19 protein-coding genes are annotated in these 23,247 nt (G+C 36.8%); 8 read left to right on the top strand and 11 right to left on the bottom strand.

All coding sequences use genetic code 11. The features are described from left to right. Positions 1-6 precede the first annotated feature (6 nt). From EG359_RS15445 to EG359_RS15420, 6 genes are all read right to left on the bottom strand, one after another. Positions 7-582 (bottom strand): pentapeptide repeat-containing protein, encoded by a 576-nt coding sequence (locus EG359_RS15445; protein ID WP_076353039.1) that lies wholly within the window; start codon positions 580-582, stop codon positions 7-9. 97 nt (positions 583-679) lie between these two features. Continuing rightward, entirely contained in the window at positions 680-1,909 is a 1,230-nt protein-coding gene (rodA, locus tag EG359_RS15440) for a rod shape-determining protein RodA (protein ID WP_076353038.1), read from the bottom strand. Beyond that, complete coding sequence (locus EG359_RS15435; protein ID WP_076353037.1) at positions 1,906-3,951, bottom strand: peptidoglycan D,D-transpeptidase FtsI family protein; 2,046 nt, start codon at positions 3,949-3,951, stop codon at positions 1,906-1,908. The genes rodA and EG359_RS15435 overlap by 4 nt, the downstream gene beginning before the upstream one ends. Further along, positions 3,948-4,454 (bottom strand): rod shape-determining protein MreD, encoded by a 507-nt coding sequence (locus EG359_RS15430; protein WP_065395698.1) that lies wholly within the window; start codon positions 4,452-4,454, stop codon positions 3,948-3,950. The genes EG359_RS15435 and EG359_RS15430 overlap by 4 nt, the downstream gene beginning before the upstream one ends. Further along, complete coding sequence (gene mreC / locus EG359_RS15425; RefSeq protein ID WP_076353036.1) at positions 4,447-5,301, bottom strand: rod shape-determining protein MreC; 855 nt, start codon at positions 5,299-5,301, stop codon at positions 4,447-4,449. Before mreC ends, EG359_RS15430 begins: the two co-directional genes overlap by 8 nt. Positions 5,302-5,329: 28 nt before the next feature. Continuing rightward, positions 5,330-6,355, bottom strand: coding sequence for a rod shape-determining protein (locus EG359_RS15420; RefSeq protein ID WP_045491741.1), 1,026 nt, complete (start codon positions 6,353-6,355; stop codon positions 5,330-5,332). A gap of 444 nt (positions 6,356-6,799) precedes the next feature. On the opposite strand from EG359_RS15420, the gene hemA reads away from it, so the two are divergent. The 4 genes from hemA to hemE are packed head-to-tail and all read left to right on the top strand — an operon-like array spanning position 6,800 to position 10,782. Beyond that, positions 6,800-8,074, top strand: coding sequence for a glutamyl-tRNA reductase (gene hemA / locus EG359_RS15415; RefSeq protein ID WP_076353035.1), 1,275 nt, complete (start codon positions 6,800-6,802; stop codon positions 8,072-8,074). Beyond that, positions 8,061-8,969: a hydroxymethylbilane synthase gene (hemC, locus tag EG359_RS15410; protein ID WP_076353034.1), complete on the top strand. Its 909-nt coding sequence runs from the start codon at positions 8,061-8,063 to the stop codon at positions 8,967-8,969. The genes hemA and hemC overlap by 14 nt, the downstream gene beginning before the upstream one ends. A gap of 52 nt (positions 8,970-9,021) precedes the next feature. Beyond that, entirely contained in the window at positions 9,022-9,705 is a 684-nt protein-coding gene (locus EG359_RS15405) for a uroporphyrinogen-III synthase (RefSeq protein WP_076353033.1), read from the top strand. Between the two features lie 45 nt (positions 9,706-9,750). Next, the gene (hemE, locus tag EG359_RS15400; protein ID WP_076353032.1) at positions 9,751-10,782 is read left to right on the top strand and encodes a uroporphyrinogen decarboxylase; all 1,032 of its coding nucleotides are present in this window, start codon (positions 9,751-9,753) and stop codon (positions 10,780-10,782) included. A gap of 94 nt (positions 10,783-10,876) precedes the next feature. Here hemE and EG359_RS15395 read toward each other — a convergent pair whose 3' ends face one another. The 5 genes from EG359_RS15395 to EG359_RS15375 all read right to left on the bottom strand — a co-directional run bounded on the left by EG359_RS15395 (position 10,877) and on the right by EG359_RS15375 (position 16,825). After that, entirely contained in the window at positions 10,877-12,097 is a 1,221-nt protein-coding gene (locus tag EG359_RS15395; RefSeq protein ID WP_076353031.1) for an aminotransferase class V-fold PLP-dependent enzyme, read from the bottom strand. Positions 12,098-12,377: 280 nt separating this feature from the next. Then, positions 12,378-13,031 (bottom strand): 50S ribosomal protein L25/general stress protein Ctc, encoded by a 654-nt coding sequence (locus EG359_RS15390; protein ID WP_076353030.1) that lies wholly within the window; start codon positions 13,029-13,031, stop codon positions 12,378-12,380. Positions 13,032-13,086: 55 nt separating this feature from the next. After that, positions 13,087-14,025: a ribose-phosphate pyrophosphokinase gene (locus EG359_RS15385; RefSeq protein WP_076353029.1), complete on the bottom strand. Its 939-nt coding sequence runs from the start codon at positions 14,023-14,025 to the stop codon at positions 13,087-13,089. Between the two features lie 85 nt (positions 14,026-14,110). Beyond that, the gene (locus EG359_RS15380; RefSeq protein ID WP_076353028.1) at positions 14,111-15,574 is read right to left on the bottom strand and encodes an SGNH/GDSL hydrolase family protein; all 1,464 of its coding nucleotides are present in this window, start codon (positions 15,572-15,574) and stop codon (positions 14,111-14,113) included. Positions 15,575-15,586: 12 nt separating this feature from the next. Then, positions 15,587-16,825 (bottom strand): OmpP1/FadL family transporter, encoded by a 1,239-nt coding sequence (locus EG359_RS15375; RefSeq protein WP_076353027.1) that lies wholly within the window; start codon positions 16,823-16,825, stop codon positions 15,587-15,589. A 490-nt stretch (positions 16,826-17,315) separates the two neighbouring features. Here EG359_RS15375 and EG359_RS15370 point away from each other — a divergent pair, with 490 nt between their 5' ends. The 4 genes from EG359_RS15370 (at position 17,316) to EG359_RS15355 (ending at position 23,182) form a co-directional block, all read left to right on the top strand. Continuing rightward, positions 17,316-18,722, top strand: coding sequence for a PSP1 domain-containing protein (locus tag EG359_RS15370; protein ID WP_076353026.1), 1,407 nt, complete (start codon positions 17,316-17,318; stop codon positions 18,720-18,722). Further along, positions 18,715-19,203: a gliding motility lipoprotein GldH gene (locus EG359_RS15365; RefSeq protein WP_076353025.1), complete on the top strand. Its 489-nt coding sequence runs from the start codon at positions 18,715-18,717 to the stop codon at positions 19,201-19,203. The genes EG359_RS15370 and EG359_RS15365 overlap by 8 nt, the downstream gene beginning before the upstream one ends. Beyond that, a complete protein-coding gene (locus EG359_RS15360; RefSeq protein ID WP_076353024.1) occupies positions 19,187-21,565 on the top strand; it encodes a transglycosylase domain-containing protein in 2,379 nt (792 codons plus the stop codon). Before EG359_RS15365 ends, EG359_RS15360 begins: the two co-directional genes overlap by 17 nt. Positions 21,566-21,640: 75 nt before the next feature. Next, complete coding sequence (locus tag EG359_RS15355) at positions 21,641-23,182, top strand: protein adenylyltransferase SelO (RefSeq protein WP_076353023.1); 1,542 nt, start codon at positions 21,641-21,643, stop codon at positions 23,180-23,182. Positions 23,183-23,247 lie beyond the last annotated feature (65 nt).

Raw genomic sequence — 23,247 nt, 5'->3', positions numbered from 1 at the left:
TTTATCTCAGCTATTTTTATCTATTTCTATATCGAGCTTATATAACAGACCATATACTTCAGAAAGCGAAAACCTGGCCTTTTTAAGCCTGTTTAAAGCCGGATCTATTGAATAATTGAACGACGTCCTCAAATCTGTCTTTTCAAGGTTTGTACTATCGAAAACAGCACCAGACAAATCGCAGTTACTAATGATTGCATTTGATAAGTCACATTCAGTGAAATCAACTTCAATCAATCTAGAGTTTTTGAAAACGGTTTTCTTAATTGAAGTCTGATAAAATATGGAATTATTCAGCGAACAACACTCAAATGTAAATGACATCCCAAATTCATTGCAATTACTAAACTCTAGACCAAACATTTTACATTCTTTAAAATTCACCTCCCAAAAGGCTGTACTTATAAGTTTTGCCATGCTAAGATTGCATTCTATAAACTCGCAGTCAGTAAAACTAAAACCTGATAGGTTGATGTATTCGAAATTACAATTTCTAAAAGTACAATTTTCGTATTCTCCTTTTTCTAATTGAGAACAATCTATATTTTCAAAGTTTTGATCTAAAACATAGGCTTCTTTCATAAAAATATAATGGTATATGGGTACAACTTCACAGTCTGCGGATTGGGCAGATTTAAAAAAATAAGAATAGGTTTTTTCAATTACTTAAAGATAGTACCTATACTAAGCTGTTTTTGTCTGAATAATTAAGTTTAAAGAAAATAAAGGTCATCATTGAGAATGCCAACAAAGAACTACCCCCATAACTGAAATACGGAAGAGGAATCCCTACTGTCGGGAAAAGCCCCATAACCATTCCTAAATTGATTGAAAAGTGCATCAGCAGGATCGAAGCAAAGCAATATCCAAATACACGATTAAAGGTGGACTTCTGTTTTTCAGCCAGATAATAGATTCGGCCAATATAAACCATGTAGCACAAAATAAGAATAGCACTTCCCATGAATCCCCATTCCTCTCCTACTGTACAGAATATATAATCGGTTTCCTGCTCAGGAACAAATTTCCCTTGGGTAACAGATCCTTCACGATATCCTTTTCCCCAAAGTCCTCCGGAGCCAATTGCAGTTTTGGAATATAACAAGTTGTATCCTGAAGTATCCCTAAATGCCTTTTCACCTTTGTAAAGAACCTCAATTCTTTCTCTCTGGTGCTTGGGAAGTTTTTCTAAGATAAAAGGTGAGCCAAATGCCAACCCACAAAGCAAAAGAATAGATCCCGTAATTCCTGAAATAGAAATCACATCCCAGGACATTCTATGGTAGTTCATGGCAATCAAAACACCGGCTATTACCAAAACGGCCACAGCCACGTAAACCGGAGGTATTGCCAAGGAAATAAGGAAAACTCCCGCAAAGATAAAGCCTACGCCAAACAACATTCCACTAAGCCCCTCTCTATATAAAGCAATGAAAAATGCAATAAATACAAGCATTGATCCAACATCAGGAATGGCCAATACTACTACAGCTGGAATACCAATAACCGCCAAAGCCGTTAATAAGGACTTCCTGTTTTTAAGATTAAAATCAGGTCCCGAAACATAATTTGCAAGCATCAAGGCCGTACCTATTTTTGCAAATTCTACAGGCTGCATGGTAAAGCTTCCGAACTTATACCAGTTCTTTTGACCCAGTATTTCCTTTCCAAAAGGGAAAAGACCTATTAACAAGAGAACGCCACCAATATAAATAATCCCTGACATATTCTCGAAGAACTTACTTCGTCCTACAAATATGATAAGACCTACAAATACCGATATACAGAAGAAAACCAACTGCTTTTCTCCTAATTTCTGGTCAACACTGTAAATATTTGCAATGGCAAAAATGCAAAGCAGGAAATACAGCCCAAGGCCCAGTTTATCTATTCCTTCAGTCCATTTCATTGCTTGGCAGGTTTTTTAGCAGCTTTATTATTTTTAGTTTCCTCTTGTATCTTCTTTTGAAGCTTGGCTTTTTGTTGCTTAACCAAGTCCAGACTATCCTTTATTCTTTTTTGCTTAATTGAATCCGGTTTAGGATCTTTATAAAGTCCTTTACGCTTCAAATCTGCAATCCATTGTCTTTTATATTCCGGCATGAAACTCGAAGTAATCATTTTTTTATACAGATTTTCTCTTTTCAAATCACCCGTAATATATTTTTCAGCAATCACTGTACACGCTGGACCAGCCCATGTAGCTCCAAATCCCGCATGCTCCATTACTGCAACCACAACAATTTTGGGTTTATCAGCCGGAGCAATCAATACAAAGATGGAATTATCCTTTCCTTGTGGAACCTGTGCGGTACCTGTTTTTGCTAATTGTGTAAAGTCGTTGGATTTTAACCCTCTTGCCGTTCCTCTCAAAACTACGGCTTCCATACCTTTTAAAACAGGTTCAAAATGTTTTGGATCAACCAAAGTTTTATGCTTAACCTTAAATCTTGGATCAGGATTTGCCTTTCCGTCAATTCCTTTTACGATATGAGGCGTATAATACCAACCTTTATTAGCAATAGCGGCCACATAATTCGCAAGTTGAATAGGAGTTACCAAAACATCTCCCTGCCCCATCCCATTATAAATAGCTCCGGTTGACATCTCATCCCAGTTTTTAAAATCAGTTCTCTGGGAACCACTTGCTTTCATGATGGCTTTAAACCTTTTCTCATAAAAATCTCCTGAAGGTATTCTTCCCTTTGCCCCCACAGCAAAATCATTATTTAAAAACTCTCCAACTCCAAAGCTGCTCATGATCTTTTTCCACTCATCAACACCTTTTGAAGGATTTCCTGGATATTTTTTGATTATTGCAATAAATGCGTAGGTGAAAAAACAGTTACTGGATACCTGAATTGAAGGAATTAATGGATCAGCTCCACCATGCCCTTTAATTCTTTTACCTTTATAGAAAAATCCTCCTCCACAAGGAAAAATAGTTTTTTCATCCATTACCCCCATCTGCATTGCAGCTAGGGCTGTCAGCAATTTGAAAGTTGACCCCGGAGGATATCCCGCCTGTAAAGAACGATCAAAAGTCGGTTTATTCTCATAAAGCGTATCTTTTGACAGAGCATATAAATTTTTTGATTTGTAGGGTCCGGTGAAAAGATTCGGATCAATATCCGGTCCTGTTGCCGCCACTAATACTTCTCCATTATTAGGATCTAAAGCTACAATAGCGCCGTGCTTGTTTACCAACATTTCTTCAGCTGTTCTCTGAAGATCATAATCAATGGTTAAGGTAATATCTTTACCTGTAATCACATCTTTATCCAAAGATCCGTTTTTATAGGAACCAATATTTCGGAGCCTGATATCTTTTTGAATGTATTTCACTCCTTTTACTCCACGAAGTTCTTTTTCGTAAGATTTTTCCACTCCTGTTTTCCCGATAAAATCTCCAGGTAAATAGTATAAGGAATCTTTTTTAATATCTCTTTCGTTCACCTCGCTGGTATACCCCAAAAGATTTCCGGATGTGGAGACTTCATATTGACGCTGAGGTCTTGAAACAATATTAAAAGCAGGATACTTAAAAATAATTTCCTGAACTCTTGCTATATCTTCTCTGCTGAGGTCCTTAATGAAAGTCATTGGGGTCAGCTTGGAATAGTATTTTTCTTTTTTAATGAAATCAATCTTTTTGATAAAATCAGCTTTACTGATCTTCATCAAGCCACAAAAGCCTAACGTATCAAAATCTGGCTTCATCAAGGCTTGGGTAAAGGAAATTTCATAGGCAGGCTGGTTTCCTACCATGATTTTACCATTCCTGTCAAAAATAACCCCACGTTGCGGAATAACATATTCTGTTTTAATGGAGGTATTGGCTGCATTTAATGCATAGCGATCTGTAAACAACTGCAAATAAGCAAGCCTCGCTACAAAAATAAGAGCGATTACAACAAGGATGGAAAAAATTTTTAAATAACGTGTGTTCAAACTTTTTGTTTGATTTTAAATATTAATGCGTAGATGACGATAAAGATAAATGAAATAACACTTGTTACCAACACATTAAATAATATTTCAAAAAATCTGCTAAACTTAAAGAACTCAATATACTGTACTAGAAGCTGGTGCAGAAAAATACTTGAAAATAAAAACAGCAAAAACTGCGCCCATTGAAGGGACTGAAAAGAAAAAAAGTCTGTGGAAGTATCCGTGGAAGTCCTGAATATCAATGTTCTAAAATAAGCAATCAACGTTGTTGCAAAGGCATTGATTCCCCATGAATACAAGAATCCATCAATAGCCAACCCCATTAAAAAGCTTAATGCCAGAAACTGAAATTTGTTTCTAAAGAAAGGATAAAACATGACAAATACAGGATATAATACCGGAGTATATTTCCCGAAAAGAGTAATCCTGTTCAATACAAATACCTGTAATGCAACAAGAAAAATCATGATCAATATGTCGGTAAATAAAGTCCTGCTAATCATTTTCTTTCTTTATTACAGCTTGCATAGTATCCTGAATCTTTTGCACTTCTGCTTTTTTAAGATTCTTTACTACAAACACTTTATTCAATGCCCCCATTTTTTCACTCAGTTCAACTGAGATATCCCAGAATCCTGTTTTATTATCCACAGAATAACCGGCAATAGTACCAATGGTAACCCCTTTCGGGAAGATTGCCGACTTTCCGTCTGTAACAACCGTATCACCTATTTTTAATGCAACATATTTAGGAATATCCGCAAGGTGCATCACCCTGGAATTATCTCCGTTCCATGTTAAGGTACCGAAGTACCCTGAATTTTTGAGTGCTGCATTAATTCTGATTTTGTTTACACTCAATACAGATTGAACGAGTGCATAGCTATCTGTAGAATTAATCACAATCCCCGCAATTCCTCTAGGTCCCATTATTCCCATTTGAGGAAATACACCATCTCTTTTTCCACGGTTGATTGTAAAGTAATTATTTCTTCTGTTGATACTGTTAAAAACAATTTCTCCGTCAACAAAAGTATAGATTTGCCCACCACCAATGGTATCATGAACTCTTCTGAAGACAGGTTTTTTCGCTCCGTCTTTTCCATAAAGTTCTGTCATAAGGGCTTTATTCTGAACTACAAGATCTTCATTGATCTGTTTTAGCTTCAGATAAGAAACTCCTTCATCAATATATCCGGAAACCCAGGAGTTAAAAGCAGCCGTTTGGCCTGCTATCCAGGATTTCTGCATGGCATTTCTGGTGAATATCAAAACCAGAGCAATAATTTGCAGGAATATAAAGAAGACAAAAAGTGTGTTCTTCGAAAATAGTCTCAGCAAAAATCCCATTCAGATATAAAGTCGTAAAAAGTTAAAATTATTTAATTAAGAAATTGAATTTATCCATATTCTTAAGGGCAATACCTGTTCCACGAACTACGGCTCTCAACGGATCTTCCGCTACAAATACAGGAAGACCTGTCTTTTTGTGGATTCTGTCTGCAAGACCTCTTAGCAATGCTCCTCCTCCTGCAAGATAAATACCTGTTTTGTAGATATCAGCAGCCAATTCCGGTGGAGTAAGAGAAAGGGTTTCCATTACAGCATCTTCAATTCTAATGATAGACTTGTCTAATGCACGTGCAATTTCCTTGTATCCAACCATAATTTCTTTAGGCTTACCTGTAATAAGGTCTCTACCTTGTACCGGGATGTCCTCGATGTCTACATCAAGATCTTCCACTGCAGAACCTACTTCAATTTTGATTCTTTCAGCAGTTCTTTCCCCAATATAAAGGTTATGGTGGGTTCTTAAGTAATAAGCAATATCATTTGTAAATACGTCTCCTGCAATTTTTACAGATTTGTCACATACAATACCACCTAAAGCTACTACAGCAATTTCAGTAGTACCTCCACCTATATCAATAATCATGTTCCCCTCAGGTTTCTGTACGTCAATCCCAACTCCTATAGCAGCTGCCATTGGCTCATAGATCAATCTCACTTCTTTAGCATTTACTTTTTGAGCAGAATCTCTTACCGCTCTTTTTTCAACTTCAGTGATACCAGAAGGAATACAGATTACAATTCTTAATGCAGGCTGTATAAATTTACCCTTGATTCCAGGAATTTTTTTGATAAATTCCTTAATCATGTGTTCAGAAGCGTGGAAATCTGCAATAACACCATCTTTCAAAGGACGGATCGTCTTGATATCCTCGTGAGTTTTACCTTGCATATGCTTAGCCTGTTCACCTACAGCAATGGGTTTACCCGTAGAACGTTCAATTGCGACAATTGACGGTTGATCTATAACAATCTTATTATTATGGATGATAAGGGTATTAGCTGTTCCTAGGTCTATCGCAATTTCTTGCGTAAACATATCAAATAAACTCATATTTTTCTTCTGATTTTAAGATTACAAAGATATAAATTTAACACTACTAAAGAAATTTCCCACCAACATTATTTGGTTAAAATTTTATTAAAATTTATAATTCTTTATTAACTTTCTGTCTAGATAATTACAGAGTTTGAGTTAAACTAAAATTAATGAGGGAAATTGAAAGGCAAAAAGGTTAAATAGTAAAATATTAAGATAGCAAAAAGGATGCCTGAAAAATACGGAAGCAAAGAAGCTTAAATTCTGTATAAGGTTGGAAATTTGCGATTAACATGATAAAGAAGACAATAAGCATAAAAAATCACACAACCTATCTGCCTTTTTACCATTCTATCCTCTTACATTTTTTCTATAAACCTTTTATAGTTTTTTACGATAATTATCATATACACTATCAGGGGCTGATTAATTAAAAAAATCGTAAATTTGCGACTGCTTATGTTACAGTATTCCAACATCCATCGAACATCGAATTTTGCCGTGCTTTCCATCAGCTACGAAAAGGCCGATGTAGAAACTAGAGGAAAGTTTGCATTTTTTGATGAAAACATCAAAAACTTCGTTTCCCGGGTCCATCAGGAAGATCTTGGGGATGCATTTGTGGTCTCCACATGTAACAGGACTGAAATTTACACCACCTCTCCCAATTATCTTTTAGTGGCAGAAGAATACTGCAAAACCATTGGAGTTAACATTACAGATTTTCTTCAGTTTGCTAATATTCTTACTAAAGAAGAGGCACTCATACACCTTTTCAGAGTAGCTGCCGGTCTTGAAAGCCAGATTATCGGAGATTTTGAAATTATCGGTCAGATAAAGAAAGCATACAGCCGCTTCAAAAAAGAGAGACAAAATTCTAACCCATATCTGGAAAGGGCTATTAATGCAGCGATACAGATTTCGAAAAGAATTAAAAATGAAACCGGCATTTCTAATGGTGCGGCTTCCGTTTCCTATGCTGCAGTACATTATATTTTAAACAGCCAAAAGAGAATTACTGAAAAGAACATTCTTCTTTTAGGGGTAGGTGAAATTGGACAAAATACCGTTGAAAATCTGGTAAAACATGTCTTCCAGCCTAAAATTAAAATAGCAAACAGAACTCAGGAGAAAGCTGAAAAGATTTCCCAGAAATATAATATTCCTCATGTTGATTATTCTGATTTTGACAAGGAATTAAAAAATACAGATATCCTCATCGTGGCAACCGGGGCCAAGCACCCGATTATCAACCAATCTCACTTCCCTAATGGAAAGGAAACGTTAGTTATTGATCTTTCTATTCCGCATAACGTTGAAAAAAATGTAACGGAAAATGAAAATGTAACTTTAATTGATGTTGATGAACTTTCAAAACAAATCCAGGAAACGATCCAGCAGCGGGAAAAAGAAATCCCAAAAGCGGAAAAGATCATCAAGGAGTTGATGAAAGACTTCATTGAGTGGGAAAAAAAGAGAAAACTAGCACCAAATATTCATCATTTCAAGGCCGTTTTAAAGAACATGGAACGCAATGAGATGCATAATTTCTATAAGAAGAATAAATATATAGACATTACGGACATGGAACTTTCGGACAAAATGATACAGAAGATCACCAACCGTTTTGCAAAATATATCATCGACAATCCTTTAAAAGCCGAAGAAATTAGTAAATTAATGCACGAAATATTAGTTGAACAACCAAACAACGAATTCAATGAAAAGCATTAGAATCGGAACAAGAAATTCCGCACTTGCACTTTGGCAGGCAAGAGAGGTTGCGAGGCACCTTCAGAACAACAATTATTTAACAGAGATTGTTCCTATCGTTTCTTCTGGCGATAAGAACCTTAACCAGCCATTGTATTCACTGGGAATCACCGGTGTTTTCACAAGAGATCTTGATGTGGCATTACTCAACGACGAAATAGATATTGCTGTTCATTCTTTAAAGGATGTCCCTACTCAGTTACCTCAAAACGTTGAGATGATTGCTTACCTGGAAAGAGATTATCCTCAGGATATCCTAATCAGAAAGGAATCTGCAAGAAATAAAGAGCTTCATGAGCTGAAACTGGCAACCAGCAGCTTGAGAAGAAGAGCATTCTGGTTAAGACATTACCCTACCACGGAGTTCTCAGACATTCGTGGAAATATTCAAACTCGTCTTCAAAAGCTTGAAGATGGAAATTTTGATGCTACCATTCTATCTTTGGCAGGAATCAAAAGAATGAAAATGGAAATTGATTACGAAATGCTTCCGATAATGACCCCAGCTCCATCTCAGGGTGTGATTGCTGTTGCTGGACATTCGGACAAACCGGAAATCAATGAAATTCTAAGACAAATCAACCATGAGCCTACACAGGTCTGTGTAGAAATAGAAAGAAATTTCCTAAGCACATTAGAAGGAGGTTGTACCGCACCTATCGGGGCATTTGCAGAAATCATCGGGGATCAGATCCGCTTTACGGCAGCACTTTGTTCTTTGGATGGTAAAAACTGCATCGCCATTGATGAGAACTTTGAATACAATTCATCAGAGAACTTTGGTGAAAAATTTGCAAAGGTTGTTCTGGAAAACGGCGGAAAAGAATTAATGGCAGAAATTAAAAGCCAGATCTAAGGATTATTTTAAGTTTCCTTTAGCATCCCATTCATCTTTACTTAGCAGAAATATGAAAATCTTATTTACCAAAAATATAGACCAATTGATTATATCCAAAGAATTAGGAGAGGATATTTCGGTTGATTGTGTTGAGGTAATCAAGACCAAACCTATTATAATTAGCCCTTTTGATCTTAAAAACTATTCCCTGATTTTTACCAGCGTGAATGGTGTGGCTGCGTTTTTCAAAAACCGCTTCAAGCCCAATGAAGATTTTACGGCAAAAAATTATAATAAGATTTACTGCGTTGGTGAAAAAACCAAGAGAGCTTTAAGGAAAAATGGCTTTGGAACATTCAAGGTATTGAAAAACGCTGAAATGTTATCCCAATTTATTATTGGAAACTGTCAGCACGAAAAGTTCCTCCATTTTTGTGGCAACCTTGCCATTAATGTTCTGGACAATGATCTTCCTCTACAAAATATTAAGTATAAAAAAATTACGATCTACAACACAGAGGAAACCAATCCGTTAATACCTGAAAAATATCATGCTGCAGTATTTTTTAGTCCAAGCGGAGTTCGTAGTTTTGCAAAGCAAAATTCCTTAAAGGATATGAAGTTGTTTTCAATTGGGGAAACCACATCCGGAGAATTGAGGAATTACACCCAAGAAAGAATTTTTACTTCCGAAGAAAATACACTGACCTCAATTTTTGAATTGATCAGGAACGAAATGGGAGGAAAATTTTAAAATATTTGTTACCGAATTGGAAGGTAATGTTACTTTAAATAGATTATGATAAAAAACGACCTATATTTAAAAGCACTTCGCGGAGAAACCGTTGAAAGACCTCCTGTCTGGATGATGAGGCAGGCTGGAAGATATCTGCCGGAATTCATTGCCTTAAGAGATAAGTATGATTTCTTTACAAGATGTCAGACTCCTGAACTTGCAGCTGAAATTACCATGCAGCCTATCCGCAGATTTCCTTTGGACGCTGCGATTCTGTTTTCAGATATTTTGGTGGTTCCACAGGCGATGGGGATTGATTTCAAAATGAAAGAATCTGTTGGACCATGGTTGGATACTCCAATCAGAACAATGGAACAGGTTCAGAATATTGAAACTCCGGATGTGAATGATACTTTAGGATACGTTTTTGATGCTATTGAACTGACTCTTCAGAAACTAGATAATGAAATTCCATTGATTGGTTTTGCAGGTTCTCCTTGGACGATTCTTTGCTATTGTGTAGAAGGAAAAGGAAGCAAGGCTTTTGATATTGCAAAGTCATTCTGCTTCCAACAGCCTGAGGCGGCTCATTTATTACTTCAGAAGATCACAGATACTACTATTGCTTATTTAAAGAGAAAAGTAGAAAAAGGAGTTTCTGCTGTGCAGATATTCGATTCTTGGGGAGGAATGCTTTCTCCAACTGATTATCAGGAATTTTCTTGGCAGTATATCAATCAGATTGTTGAAGCACTAAGCCCTCTTACTCATGTTGTAGTATTTGGAAAAGGATGTTGGTTTGCATTGGAAGAAATGACGATGTCTAAGGCTTCTGCTCTTGGTGTTGACTGGACCATTAAGCCAGAATTCGCAAGAACACTTACTAACCACACGATGACATTACAAGGAAACTTTGACCCTGCAAGGTTACATTCAACACCTGAAACCATTAAGAAAATGGTAAATGAAATGATTAACCGTTTCGGAAAGGATAGATATATTGCAAACCTTGGCCACGGAATCCTTCCAAATGTTCCTGTTGAAAATGCTGAGGCATTCATCAGAGCAGTTGTTGACTGGAAACCTAATCTTTAAAAAAAATTAACTTTCACGCTGAAAGTTTAAGATCATAATAAAGCCCTATCATTACTGACAGGGCTTTTTATATTTTTGATTATTTGCTTAATTACTAGCTCAGCATTCTTTGTGCTTTTTTAACTCCTTCAACCAGAATATCGATTTCTTCAAAGGTATTATACACTGCAAAGCTTGCTCTTACCGTTCCAGCAATATTAAAAAAGTTCATAATGGGTTGTGTACAATGATGTCCTGTTCTTACAGCAATACCCATTTTATCCAGGATCATTCCTACATCAGATGAAATTCCTACTCCCTCAAGATTAAAGGAAACAACTCCTGTTCTATGAGCCTTTTCACCATAGATTTTAATACCCTCTATTTCTAAAAGCTGTCTTTGAGCATATTCCAGCAAAGCATTTTCATGATTCTGGATATTTTGACGCCCGATTCTTTCCATAAAATCAACGGCTGCTCCTAACGCGATATTTCCACCTACATTGGGAGTTCCTGCTTCATACTTAAATGGCAGACCCGCATAAGTTGTTCCATCGAAAGAACATGTGGCAATCATCTCTCCTCCCCCGTGAAATGGTGGTAAAGCTTCCAATATTTCACGTTTTCCGTATAAAATACCTGTTCCCATTGGAGCATACATTTTATGACCTGAAAAAACAAAGAAATCACAATCCAGCTTTTGGACATCAATACTAAAATGAGGAGCAGACTGAGCACCATCAATAACGATATAGGCATCTGAATTCTTTCTCGTCTTTGCAATAATTTCTTCAATAGGGTTCACAATTCCTAATGCATTGGAAACCTGATTTACAGAAACAACCTTTGTTTTTTCACTTAAGAACTGATCAAGGTAATCCAACTGCAAAATTCCATTTTCATCAATAGGAATTACACGAAGTTTTGCACCTGTTCTTTCACACAGCATTTGCCAAGGAACAATATTGGAGTGGTGCTCCAGGTATGAAATAATGATCTCATCGTCTTTTTGTAATTTTTGTGTTAGAATATAAGCGATGAGGTTCAACCCTTCTGTTGTTCCCTTGGTAAAGATTACTTCAAAATCATGTTCAGCATTGATGAATTTCTGAATCTTTCTTCTGGAAAGCTCCATTTCTTCTGTTGCCAATTGGCTTAATGTGTGAATTCCTCTGTGAACATTGGCATTAAGTTCTGTATAATATGCGTGACAGACTTCTAAAACCGAATTTGGCTTTTGAGATGTAGCTGCATTGTCCAGATAAACCAGCGGCTTACCATTCACTTCTCTGTCCAATATAGAAAACTGGCTTCTTATTTCCTGAATGTCAAACATTTATTTATTTTTTAAATTAAAACGTCCTTATTTAGAACTCTTCAAATTTACGGCTTTTTTTCTGAAAGGAGGCATCCGGTTGGCTACTGATACTTGTCAGTTCATAGAAATACTCAATGATTAAGGGCTAATAAAGCTGATAAAGTAAAATAACAAAATAGAAAAAAAGACAAATTTGATTATATCTTCTCTCACTTTTCTTTACTTTTTTGCTATTAACGACACAAAAAAACCTGCCAATAAATTGACAGGTTTTTTATATTCTTTAAATAAGTAAGTCTTATTCTGCAGATTTTTCTTCTGTTGTTGGAACATCAGGAGATTGAGTAGCCACTTCTTCAGCTTCTTCTTCATCCTCATCATCCATTGCAGCAGCACCTCCCTTCATTGCATTTCTAGACATCTTAACAGCAACTACTACTGCGTTGTCTGGGTGAACGAAAGAATATCCTGTAGTTTTGATACCACCGATGTAAAGTTTGTTACCGATTCTTAATGGAGTAACATCTACAACGATCTCATCTGGCAAGTTAGCAGGAATAGCTTTTACTTTTAGTTTTCTGAAAGACTGACGTAAAACACCACCAGCTACAACACCTTTAGAACGTCCAGTGATTCTTACAGGAACCTCCATAATAACTGGCTTATCGTCAGATAATTGATAGAAGTCTACGTGAAGAATTTTGTCCGTAATTGGGTGGAACTGAATATCTTGAAGAACTGCTGGAATTGTTTGACCATCAACTTCAATAGATACCGTGTGTGCTTCAGGAGTGTATACTAAACCTTTGAAAGCTTTCTCTTCAGCAGAGAAGTTCAATGGTGCGCCACCTCCATAAACAACACAAGGAACTAATTCAGCATCACGTAAAGCTTTTGTAGACTTTTTGCCCACGCTTTCTCTTTTTGTACCTTGAATTGTAATAGATTTCATTTATAAAAATTTAAAAATTTGTTCTAATTTTGTTTTGTAATTTGCTAAAAATCAATTAAATAACAAATTTACTACTAATTGATCTATGCTCATGAACCATGGTCATAACATCTGCAAATAACGGGGCGCAAGATAGCACTTTTATTTTAGATGACAAATTATTTTTAACAGGAATTGAGTCAGTTACAATAACTTCCAACAATTTTGAGTTCTCAATATTCTCGTAAGCTTTTCCTGAAAGTACTCCGTGAGTAGCCATTGCTCTTACTGTTTTTGCTCCTTTCTCCATCAAGATATCCGCAGCCTTACAAAGTGTTCCTGCAGTATCAATCATATCATCAATAAGGATTACGTTTTTACCTGTTACATCCCCGATAAGGAACATTTCTTCTACAACGTTTGCCTTTTTTCTTTCCTTATAAGCAATTACTACCTCTGCACCTAGGTGACCTGCATAGTTTTTCGCTCTTTTTGCACCTCCCATATCCGGAGAAGCAATGGTAAGGTTGTCAAGATTTAAGGATTTAATATAATCAACAAAAATAGAAGAAGCATAAAGATGATCTACCGGAATTTCGAAAAACCCCTGGATCTGGTCTGCGTGAAGATCCATTGTCATCACTCTTGTTGCTCCCGCTGCTGTAAGAAGGTTTGCAACTAACTTAGCACCAATTGGCGCTCTTGGTTTGTCTTTTCTGTCCTGTCTAGCAAGTCCGAAGTAAGGAATTACAACGGTAATGCTCTTTGCAGAAGCTCTTTTTGCTGCATCAATCATTAGAAGAAGCTCTAAAAGATTGTCTGCAGGTGGGAACGTAGATCCAATTAGGAAAACCCTTCCACCTCTTACAGATTCGTCCAAAACAGGCTCAAATTCTCCGTCGCTGAACTCCTGAAAGTTGATTTTTCCTAATTCTTTCCCATAACTCTGGGCAATTTTCTCTGCCAAGTCCCTGCTGGTTCTTGTACAAAATAGATAACTTAACTGATCGGCCATTTTTACTTTTTAAAAGATTTTGCAAATTTAAAAAAAAACCACAAGAATTACTCCTGTGGTTTCTAAGTTTTTATTTTATCAATTATTAAGGGAATTTAACTCCTGAATATTTGTTCGGATCTACCTGTGGTAATGTTGACTTATATTTACCATTAATTGTTTTGATAAATTCATTGGCAACAATAGCATATCCTCTACCTGTAAGGTGAACTCCATCAAGGGAGAAAGCACCTCCTGTAACGAATGTTGCAGTATATTTCACTCCATCCCAAACAATTCCTGATTTAGAATTCAGCTCCATCATTTTAGCATCCATATCTACAAAAGCAAGACCTTTGTCTGCTGCAGCCTTTTTAATAGCAGCATTATATCCAGCAGTAGCGGTAAGCACTTTTGCAGTCTCAGCTTCAGTAAGTACAAGTTTATCTTCTAATGGTACAGAAGTACCTCCCCCAGCCTGTGGAGTAAGAACTTTACTTGCTGGTAAAAGAATTAAATCTCTGCTTGTAGTTTGTCTGTATTTTGGAAGCCCCGGAACTGTCACCAAGTCTTTGTCTACAATTACAGCTCCGTTAACTGCTGCACCTGCAGTGAATTTAATTAATCTTTTCTGATATTCTGCATCATTGATCGCTCCCAGAGTCTTAGCCTGAAGTAATCCTGCATTATACTGTGCGTATCCTGAATTCAGCTGAGTTACCTGAGCATCCGTCAAACCTGTAAGAGGCATAGCAGGAACTCTTGTAAAGTAAGGAACATTAGTAACTGTTGGAATGTTAGCAATGACTCCTTTTCTTGTTGTTCCAGCCGGGAATAATTTATCTACTAAATAAGCATAGGTATTACTGAATCCTACTCCTACAGCACCTTCTACCGGTGTAATCGGAACATTTGGATCAGCACCTCCTGAAGTTGCATATAATAAAACATCATTGTTTCCTATCCATAAAGAGACAAAAGTAGGGTTCTGCTTCAATGCATCTTCTACTACTGAAGTTGTTGTTGATGATGCGAATCTTACGAAATATGGATTAGCGGTAGCAGGTGTAGTTCCCAAACCTGCAGGATTTCCATATCCCGGAGCTATTAAATGAGCCACTCTTGCACCAGGAACTCCCATATTCTGGTAAGGACCTCCTGCAGAAACATTATCTAATGCTGCACCTGGAGCTGTTGGCCCCGGAGTTAAAGCACCACTTACCACACTTAGCACGTATTTACCTGCAAAATCTCCCGTTACTGGATTAAACAAATTGGTAAAACCTCCAGTATCATTAGGCATCATAGGTTGTTTAAAAGCTCCTCCACCAGCGAACTGCATTTGCCCAGCAATCATACTTGGATAAGACTCACTCTGACCGCTACTATAAAGCGCTCCGTCTCTATAACCAGCAGTCAATGAGTTTCCTAAAGAAATATATTTAGTAAAGTCTGCATCACCTTTTGTTACCTGGATATCTTTCACATCCGTATCGAAATCCGTATTACAGCTTGTTACTGTAAAAAGAAGTGCAGAAACTGCAATTGTCGATATTATAATTTTTTTCATAGTCTTCTAAAATTAAAATGGATTATAAGAGAAACCTAGACCAAAGTAGAAAGCTGTTGCTTTTGACTGTCCGTTAAGCCCTATATTAACATTGTTTACCTTTCTGTACTGAGGCATTGCATATCCACCAGCTACATCGATTCCGAACTGCTTCAGCTTGAAACCTACCCCTCCTGTAACCACATAGGTATCATACGAAGGCGTTTCCGGGATAAAGTTGTCTGTAGTATAAGGTGCTTCATCATAATAAGCTCCCAAACGTCCGTATATCATATCTGTGAACGCATATTGAGTTCCCAATCTGAATGTTTTGGAGTTTTTGAAATTCTTAGGATTTGTAAGAATAGTTGCATCCGATGGATTATTCCCAATAGGGGCATTGTCAAAATCTAAAGTAAGCTTGCTGTATCTTTCCCATCCATGATAGTTAAAGTCTGCAGAAACCAACCATTTCGGCGTCAGTTTATAAGTTAAACCGATTGTATATTCTTCCACCAATGGAAGAACTGCAGAGAAGCCATCTTGTCCCGCTGCATTCAATTTCAACTGTGTATAAACAGACTGTGACGGGAACTGGAACGTAGCTGTTCCTTTTTTAGCTTTCATATCTATTGCTGAACGGTAGGCAATACTCACATCTAATTTAGGATCGGGTCTGAAATAGAAACCAAATCCATATCCGTGTCCGCTTGCATTATTGTCATTAATATTAACCTTACCATCAAATTGCGTTACCGCTTTATCCCAATCTACTTTTCCTTTTGCATAGATATAGCTGGCACCAAAAGACACCCAAGGAGCAAGTTTCACAGAGACCATTGGCTGGAAGTAGAAGCTTTTCAGTTCCAATTTCTGCACCAACTCCCTGCCTTCCCAGTTTTCAGGCCATTTGATTGTACTCCCAAAAGGCGTTGTTACACTAAGACCTACGGTAAGTTTCTCTATTGGTCTATAAGTAATCGCCGCATAGAATGGAGTCCCTATAGGATTATCCGTCTCTGCACTTTGTAAAGTATTGAAGTTTTGAAAAGTAACTTTATTACTTGCACCAAATCCTCCTGCCACAACACTCAGTTTGGAAGGGATAAATGACATACCCGCTGGGTTAAAAAATGTCACACTCGCATCTTCGGCATGAGCACTAGTATGCGCCATTGCCAATTGTTTTACCCCTTGCAAAGAAACTCTAAAGCCTCCTGCGTAAGATAGAACGCCCGCCAATAAAGCAGTTGATACTAATATTTTTTTCATAGACTATTATTATATAATCCAAATATAAAATTATTTTGAATACAACTGTTAACATTTCCCAATATTTTAAACAATACATCAAAAGAAAACTATGTTTAAAATAACATTCTACACATAATAAGCTACAAAGCTATAGTTTATAGTAGTTTAAAAAATATATTAAGAAACACATAAGACCTCGTTTAATATTAAACAAATGTTTAACAAAAGAAAAAAAACCAGAGCTGTGATAAAAGTAAAGACAGAAAATTGAATACAATCGGTGGGAATGTTAATTTTAAAAATTCATTAAGTATAAAGTGCATCTAGCTTTTACAATCATAAAAAAAGCGATCCATCTAGCCCCATTAGAGCTTTATTCTTTCTGCTTCCAGCTTCCTTTCCATGTTAAAATATAGAAATGTTTTATCTGAATTCAGGTTATTTAAGTATTTTAGAATTGCATAAAGATAAAAATACATAAATTTGCAAGATTATAAATAATAGTAATATGAGTTGTGGATGTAAAACATCCGGCGATTCTGCACATTCTTGCGGCCCTAAAAAAACCGCAACTGGTTGTGAAAGTGTAAATACCTGCGGGAATAGTTATAAATTAAGTGTTTTTGACTGGCTTTCTAACATCAACAATCCTACATCAAACAGGTGTGATTTTGTAGAAGTTAGGTTTAAAAATGACAGGAAATCGTTTTATAAAAATGTAAATAATATTCCTTTACATATAGGTAGTGTAGTTACAGTAGAATCTAGTCCGGGACACGATGTAGGCGTTGTAAGCCTTACGGGAGAATTAGTAAAAATTCAGATGAAAAAGAAAAAGTTTTCTGAAGAATTGGCACTTAAAATATACAGACAGGCCAACCAAAAGGATCTTGAGGTATGGCAGGAAGCAAGAAAAAAAGAAGACGGCGTAAAGCTTGAGGCAAGAAAAATTGCTCAAAGATTAGGCCTTGAAATGAAAGTTACTGATGTAGAATATCAGGGTGATTCTTCAAAGATCACATTTTATTACACTGCAGACAACAGGATAGACTTCAGACAGTTAATTAAAGACTATGCTGGATCTTTCAGAACCAAGATTGACATGAAGCAGATCGGGTTCAGACAGGAAGCCGCAAAAGTAGGTGGAATTGGCTCTTGCGGACGTGAACTTTGTTGTTCAACATGGCTTACAGATTTCAGATCTGTAAACACCAATGTAGCTAGATACCAACAGCTAAGCATTAATCCTCAGAAACTTGCAGGACAGTGTGGTAAACTTAAATGTTGTTTAAACTATGAACTTGATAGTTATTTAGATGCATTAAGCCACTTCCCTTCTTCTTCAACAACACTGGATACTGAAAAAGGAAGAGCATTCTGTATCAAAATAGATGTTTTCAAAAAGAAAATGTGGTTTGCCTATGTAGATCATTCTATTGCATGGTATGATTTTGATATTGATCTTGTTAAAAAGCTGATTTCTAAAAATAAAAGAGGAGAAAAAATCCTTCCTTTAGAAGATTTAAAACAGCCCGAAACATCAGTTCAGACTATTGATTTGATTCAGGAGAATAGTGTAGACCGTTTCGAAAAGAAAAACAGAAACAATAGAAATAACAGGAGTAACCAGAATAAGCCAAGCAACAACCAAGGACAGGGACAACAAGGACAGAAGAAAAACAGACCTGAGAGACAAGAAAGGCCTGAAAGATCTGACAAACCTGTAAGAACTGAAAATCCTAGTGCAAATTCCGGAAACCAACCTAGACAACAAAAGCCACAGCCTCAACAAAAAGTGCCAGTGGAAAAAGTAAAAAGTGAGGCTACTCCAAATGCAGAGCAAAACACGCAAAGCAACCCAAACAAGAAAAAATTTAAAAAGAAATATCCTCCAAAAAAAGATAAAGATGCGTAAAATTTTAGGATTATTTTCCCTTATCCTTTTCTTTAGTTGTAATTCTTCTTCAGGAGAAGACACTATAATGAATTCCGTTGACAACAAATGGAATAAGAAAAGTGAGCAAAAATTTAATCTTGAAATTTCAGATCCGCAGAATCCTAAAAATATTATATTTGTCGTAAGAAATAACAACAATTACCCTTACAGTAATATAAGGTTTATTGTGAATTTCACTAATCTACAGAACAAAAAAAAGGAAATTGACACCTTAAATTATGTTCTGGCAAAACCAAACGGAGAATGGCTTGGTACAGGCTTTGGTGACACAAAGGAAACATTGTTTCAATATAAATTAAATTACAGGTTTCCAGGAAAAGGAAAATATCAAATTGGTCTTACACAAGCGATGAGAAATGATAACCTTCCGGGAATTGAGGACATTGGGATAAAAATAGAAACGGCTAAAACCGTAACCATAAATGGAAGAAAACAATAAAAATGCAGGAAACAGAGGGAAAACTTTTCCCCTGCCTCCTAAAAAAAAGAAAGATACCTCTTGGAAAAAATGGGTCTCATTTATTTGGATTGGACTCATTGCGGTAGTTTTAGGAATTTCAGGACTTTTCTTTGCGGTTTCCCAAGGCTTTCTTGGAGAAATGCCAGATGTAAAGGAACTTGAAAATCCGGACATCTTTGTCGCTTCTGAAATTATTTCCTCAGATGGGGTAACGTTAGGTAAGTTTGAAAAAGAAAAAACCCAACCTATTGTTTATAAGGATCTCCCTCCTTATCTTATCTATGCACTGCAAGCCAAAGAGGATGAGCGTTTCAAGGAACACTCAGGAATTGACCTATACTCTATTGCCAGAGCCGTTGCTTACGGAGGGGGCCGTGGAGGTGGTTCTACCATTACTCAACAGCTTGCCAAGCTTCTTTTCACAGGAAATGCTTCTCAAAATAAATTTGAAAGAGCTTTCCAAAAATTAAAGGAATGGGTTGTAGCCGTAAGTCTTGAAAAAAGATATACCAAGGAAGAGATCATTACGCTTTACTTTAACAAATTTGACTTCCTTTTCAATGCCAATGGTGTTGAAATGGCTTCCAGAGTATATTTTAACAAAAAAACATCAGAGCTTACATTGCCTGAGGCTGCTACTTTTGTGGCTATGCTTGAAAACCCAAGAAAAAACAACCCTTACAGATATCCTGAAAGAGCAAAGGAAAGAAGGAATGTTGTATTGGATCAAATGCAGAAAACAGGATACATCAATGAAGAAACCTACCAAAAGGCGATCAACACTCCTGTAGAAGTAGATTTCCACCCTATTAAAAGTATTACAGACGGATATTCTGCCTATTATAAGTTCTATCTGAGAAAAGAGATTGATAAATATCTTGAAACTCATGAAAAAGAAACAGGAAAGAAACTAAATCTTTATAAAGACGGATTAAAAATCTATGTTACCCTTGATTCTAAAATGCAGAAGTATGCAGAAGAGGCTATCAAGGAACACTTAACTGATCTTCAGAAAAGATTTGATGCAGAACAAAGAGGAAGAAAGAACAGACCTTTCTACTACCTTAATGACAAACAAATTAAGGATGTAATGCTTCAGGCCATGAAGAGAACAGGAAGATACAAGCTTCTAAAAGCAGACGGAATGCCTGAGGATTCAATCATGATGGAATTCAAGAAGCCTATCAAAACTTCAAGATTTACTTGGAACGGAGAAGAAGAGGTGGAAATGTCACCTTGGGATTCTATCCGATATCATAAGCAAATTGCACAGGCCGGATTAATGTCTATGGTTCCAGGAACCGGAGAAATCAAGGCATGGGTAGGTGGTATCGATTGGCAGCACTTCCAGTATGACCACATCAAGCAAGGTAAGAGACAGGTAGGATCCACATTCAAGCCTTTCGTATATGCAACCGCTATTATGAAACTTGGAATGACTCCTTGTTCAACTGTTTCTAACGGAACTTATGATCACAACGGATGGCACGTACCGGGAAGAGGTGGAATGCTTACTTTAAAAGATGGTTTAGCACACTCTCAAAACCCGATTGCAGCAAGACTTATCGAAATGACCGGAGTAGATGCTGTTATTCAAACTGCCAGAGACTTGGGAGTTACAGAAGACATTCCTAGAAACAATACCATTGCCCTGGGTTCATCAGATATTACCATCTATGAGATGCTAGGTGCCTACAGTACTTTCGCAAACTACGGTAACCACAATAAGCCGGAAATGATCTGGAGAATTGAAGATGCCAATGGTAGAGTAATTAAGGAAGTAAATGTAGAGCCTAAAGAAGTAATGAATCCATTATATGCATACACAATGATCGAATTGATGAAAGGTGTTGCACAATATGGTACTGCATCAGGAGAACTTGGAAGAAGAGGAATCTCAAAAGCAGTTGAAATTGCAGCTAAAACAGGTACTACACAGAACAACTCCGATGGTTGGTTTATGGGAATTACACCAAAATTAGCAACCGGAGCTTGGGTTGGATGGGAAGACAGAGCAACCCACTTCTTTGGAACAGGAGAAGGTCAGGGTGCAAAGATGGCATTACCAATCTGGGCGATCTTCATGAAGAAAGTATGGGCGGATAAGAGTTTAGGTATTACACCTGATGACAAATTCACCAAGCCATCAGACTGGAAAGACGGATGCTCTAACCTTAAAGGACTCAGTGGCGGATACGGAGATGACGGAAGTCTTCAGACCATCGACGAGATCAAAAATCCGAGACCGGCAGATCCTACTCCTAAGAAACCTACAGAAAAGAAAGAAGAAAATATTAATGAAAATCTCCATTCCAATGATGAGGTAGATTTTAATAAATAAATTCTCTTTTAGAAATACATAAGACCTTTCAATAATTTGAAAGGTCTTTTCTTTTATAATTAATACCTTTGAAGCATGAATATCGAAAGCATCAGACAACCTTTCATCAAGAAATTCCCTGGAGATTTTTCTAACAATACCATGCAAAGAAATACTCCTAAGGTTCTATTTTCGACCATCAAGCCTGCCGGTTTTGATCGCCCTCAATTAATTGCTTTTAACAATGTCCTTTCAGAAGAAATAGGATTAGGAAAGTATGAAGAGAAAGACCTGAATTTTCTTGTAGGAAATGACCTCCCTGAAAACGTTCAAACCTATGCTACTGCCTATGCAGGGCATCAATTTGGAAACTGGGCCGGACAACTTGGAGACGGAAGAGCCATCCTTGCAGGTGAAATCCTTAATGATTCCGGCAAAAAAACAGAAATCCAATGGAAAGGAGCCGGCGCAACACCTTACTCCAGACATGCAGATGGAAGAGCTGTACTGAGATCCTCTGTACGAGAATACCTGATGAGTGAAGCAATGTATCATTTGGGAGTTCATACAACAAGAGCATTAAGTTTGGCATTTACTGGAGAAGAGGTTGTTCGTGATATCATGTATAATGGAAATCCACAGCTGGAAAAGGGAGCCGTTGTCATAAGAACTTCCGAAAGCTTCCTGCGTTTTGGTCATTTTGAACTAGTGTCTGCTCAGCAAGAATATAAAACACTACAGGATCTTCTAGATTTTACTATTGAAAATTATTTTCCTGAGATCACATCTTCGGAAAATCAAAAATATAAGGACTTTTTTGAAAATATTTGTACCCGTACAGCAAATCTTATGGTTGAATGGTTCCGCGTTGGATTTGTACATGGTGTGATGAATACAGACAATATGTCGATTTTAGGACTAACCATCGATTATGGACCTTATTCCATGATGGATGAATATGATCTGAATTTCACTCCAAATACAACGGATCTACCTGGAAGAAGATATGCTTTTGGAAAACAAGGACAGATTTCCCAATGGAACCTTTGGCAGCTTGCCAATGCATTGCACCCATTAATAAAGGATGAAAAGTTTTTAGAAGACACCTTAAACAAATATGGCACTTATTTCTGGGAGGCTCATGATACAATGCTTTGCAAAAAGTTCGGATTCGATGAGCTTAAAAAAGAGGATGAAGAGTTTTTCACCAATTGGCAAGGATTAATGCAGGAACTTGAACTTGATTACACCTTATTTTTCAATCAACTGGAAAAAATAACAGCAGACTTAGACCTAAAAGAACACTTTAGTAAGGTTTCCTACACCTTTTTGAACGAAGAAAAGCTTGGAAAACTTAAAAATTTCATTGAAAATTATGAGTCCCGATTAAAACTCAACTCAATTTCAAGAGAAGATTCCCAGAAATTGATGGAAAAATCTAATCCAAAGTTCACACTCAGAAATTATCTGCTTTACGAATGCATTGAAGAAATAAGCAGCGGCAATACAGAAATGCTACAAAAACTTACCAAGGCTCTTGAAAATCCTTACGAGGAAATATTTCCTGAATTTTCTACCAAAAGACCATCCGGCTATGATGACACAACGGGATGTTCTACTCTTTCCTGTAGTTCTTAGTTAAAAAACAATATTGATAAAAACCACCAGCTTTGGTGGTTTTTTATTTTACTTTTGCAAAAAAT

Source organism: Chryseobacterium joostei, from assembly GCF_003815775.1.
Lineage (GTDB): Bacteria > Bacteroidota > Bacteroidia > Flavobacteriales > Weeksellaceae > Chryseobacterium > Chryseobacterium joostei.
This window is presented reverse-complemented; position numbering and strand designations above follow the sequence as displayed.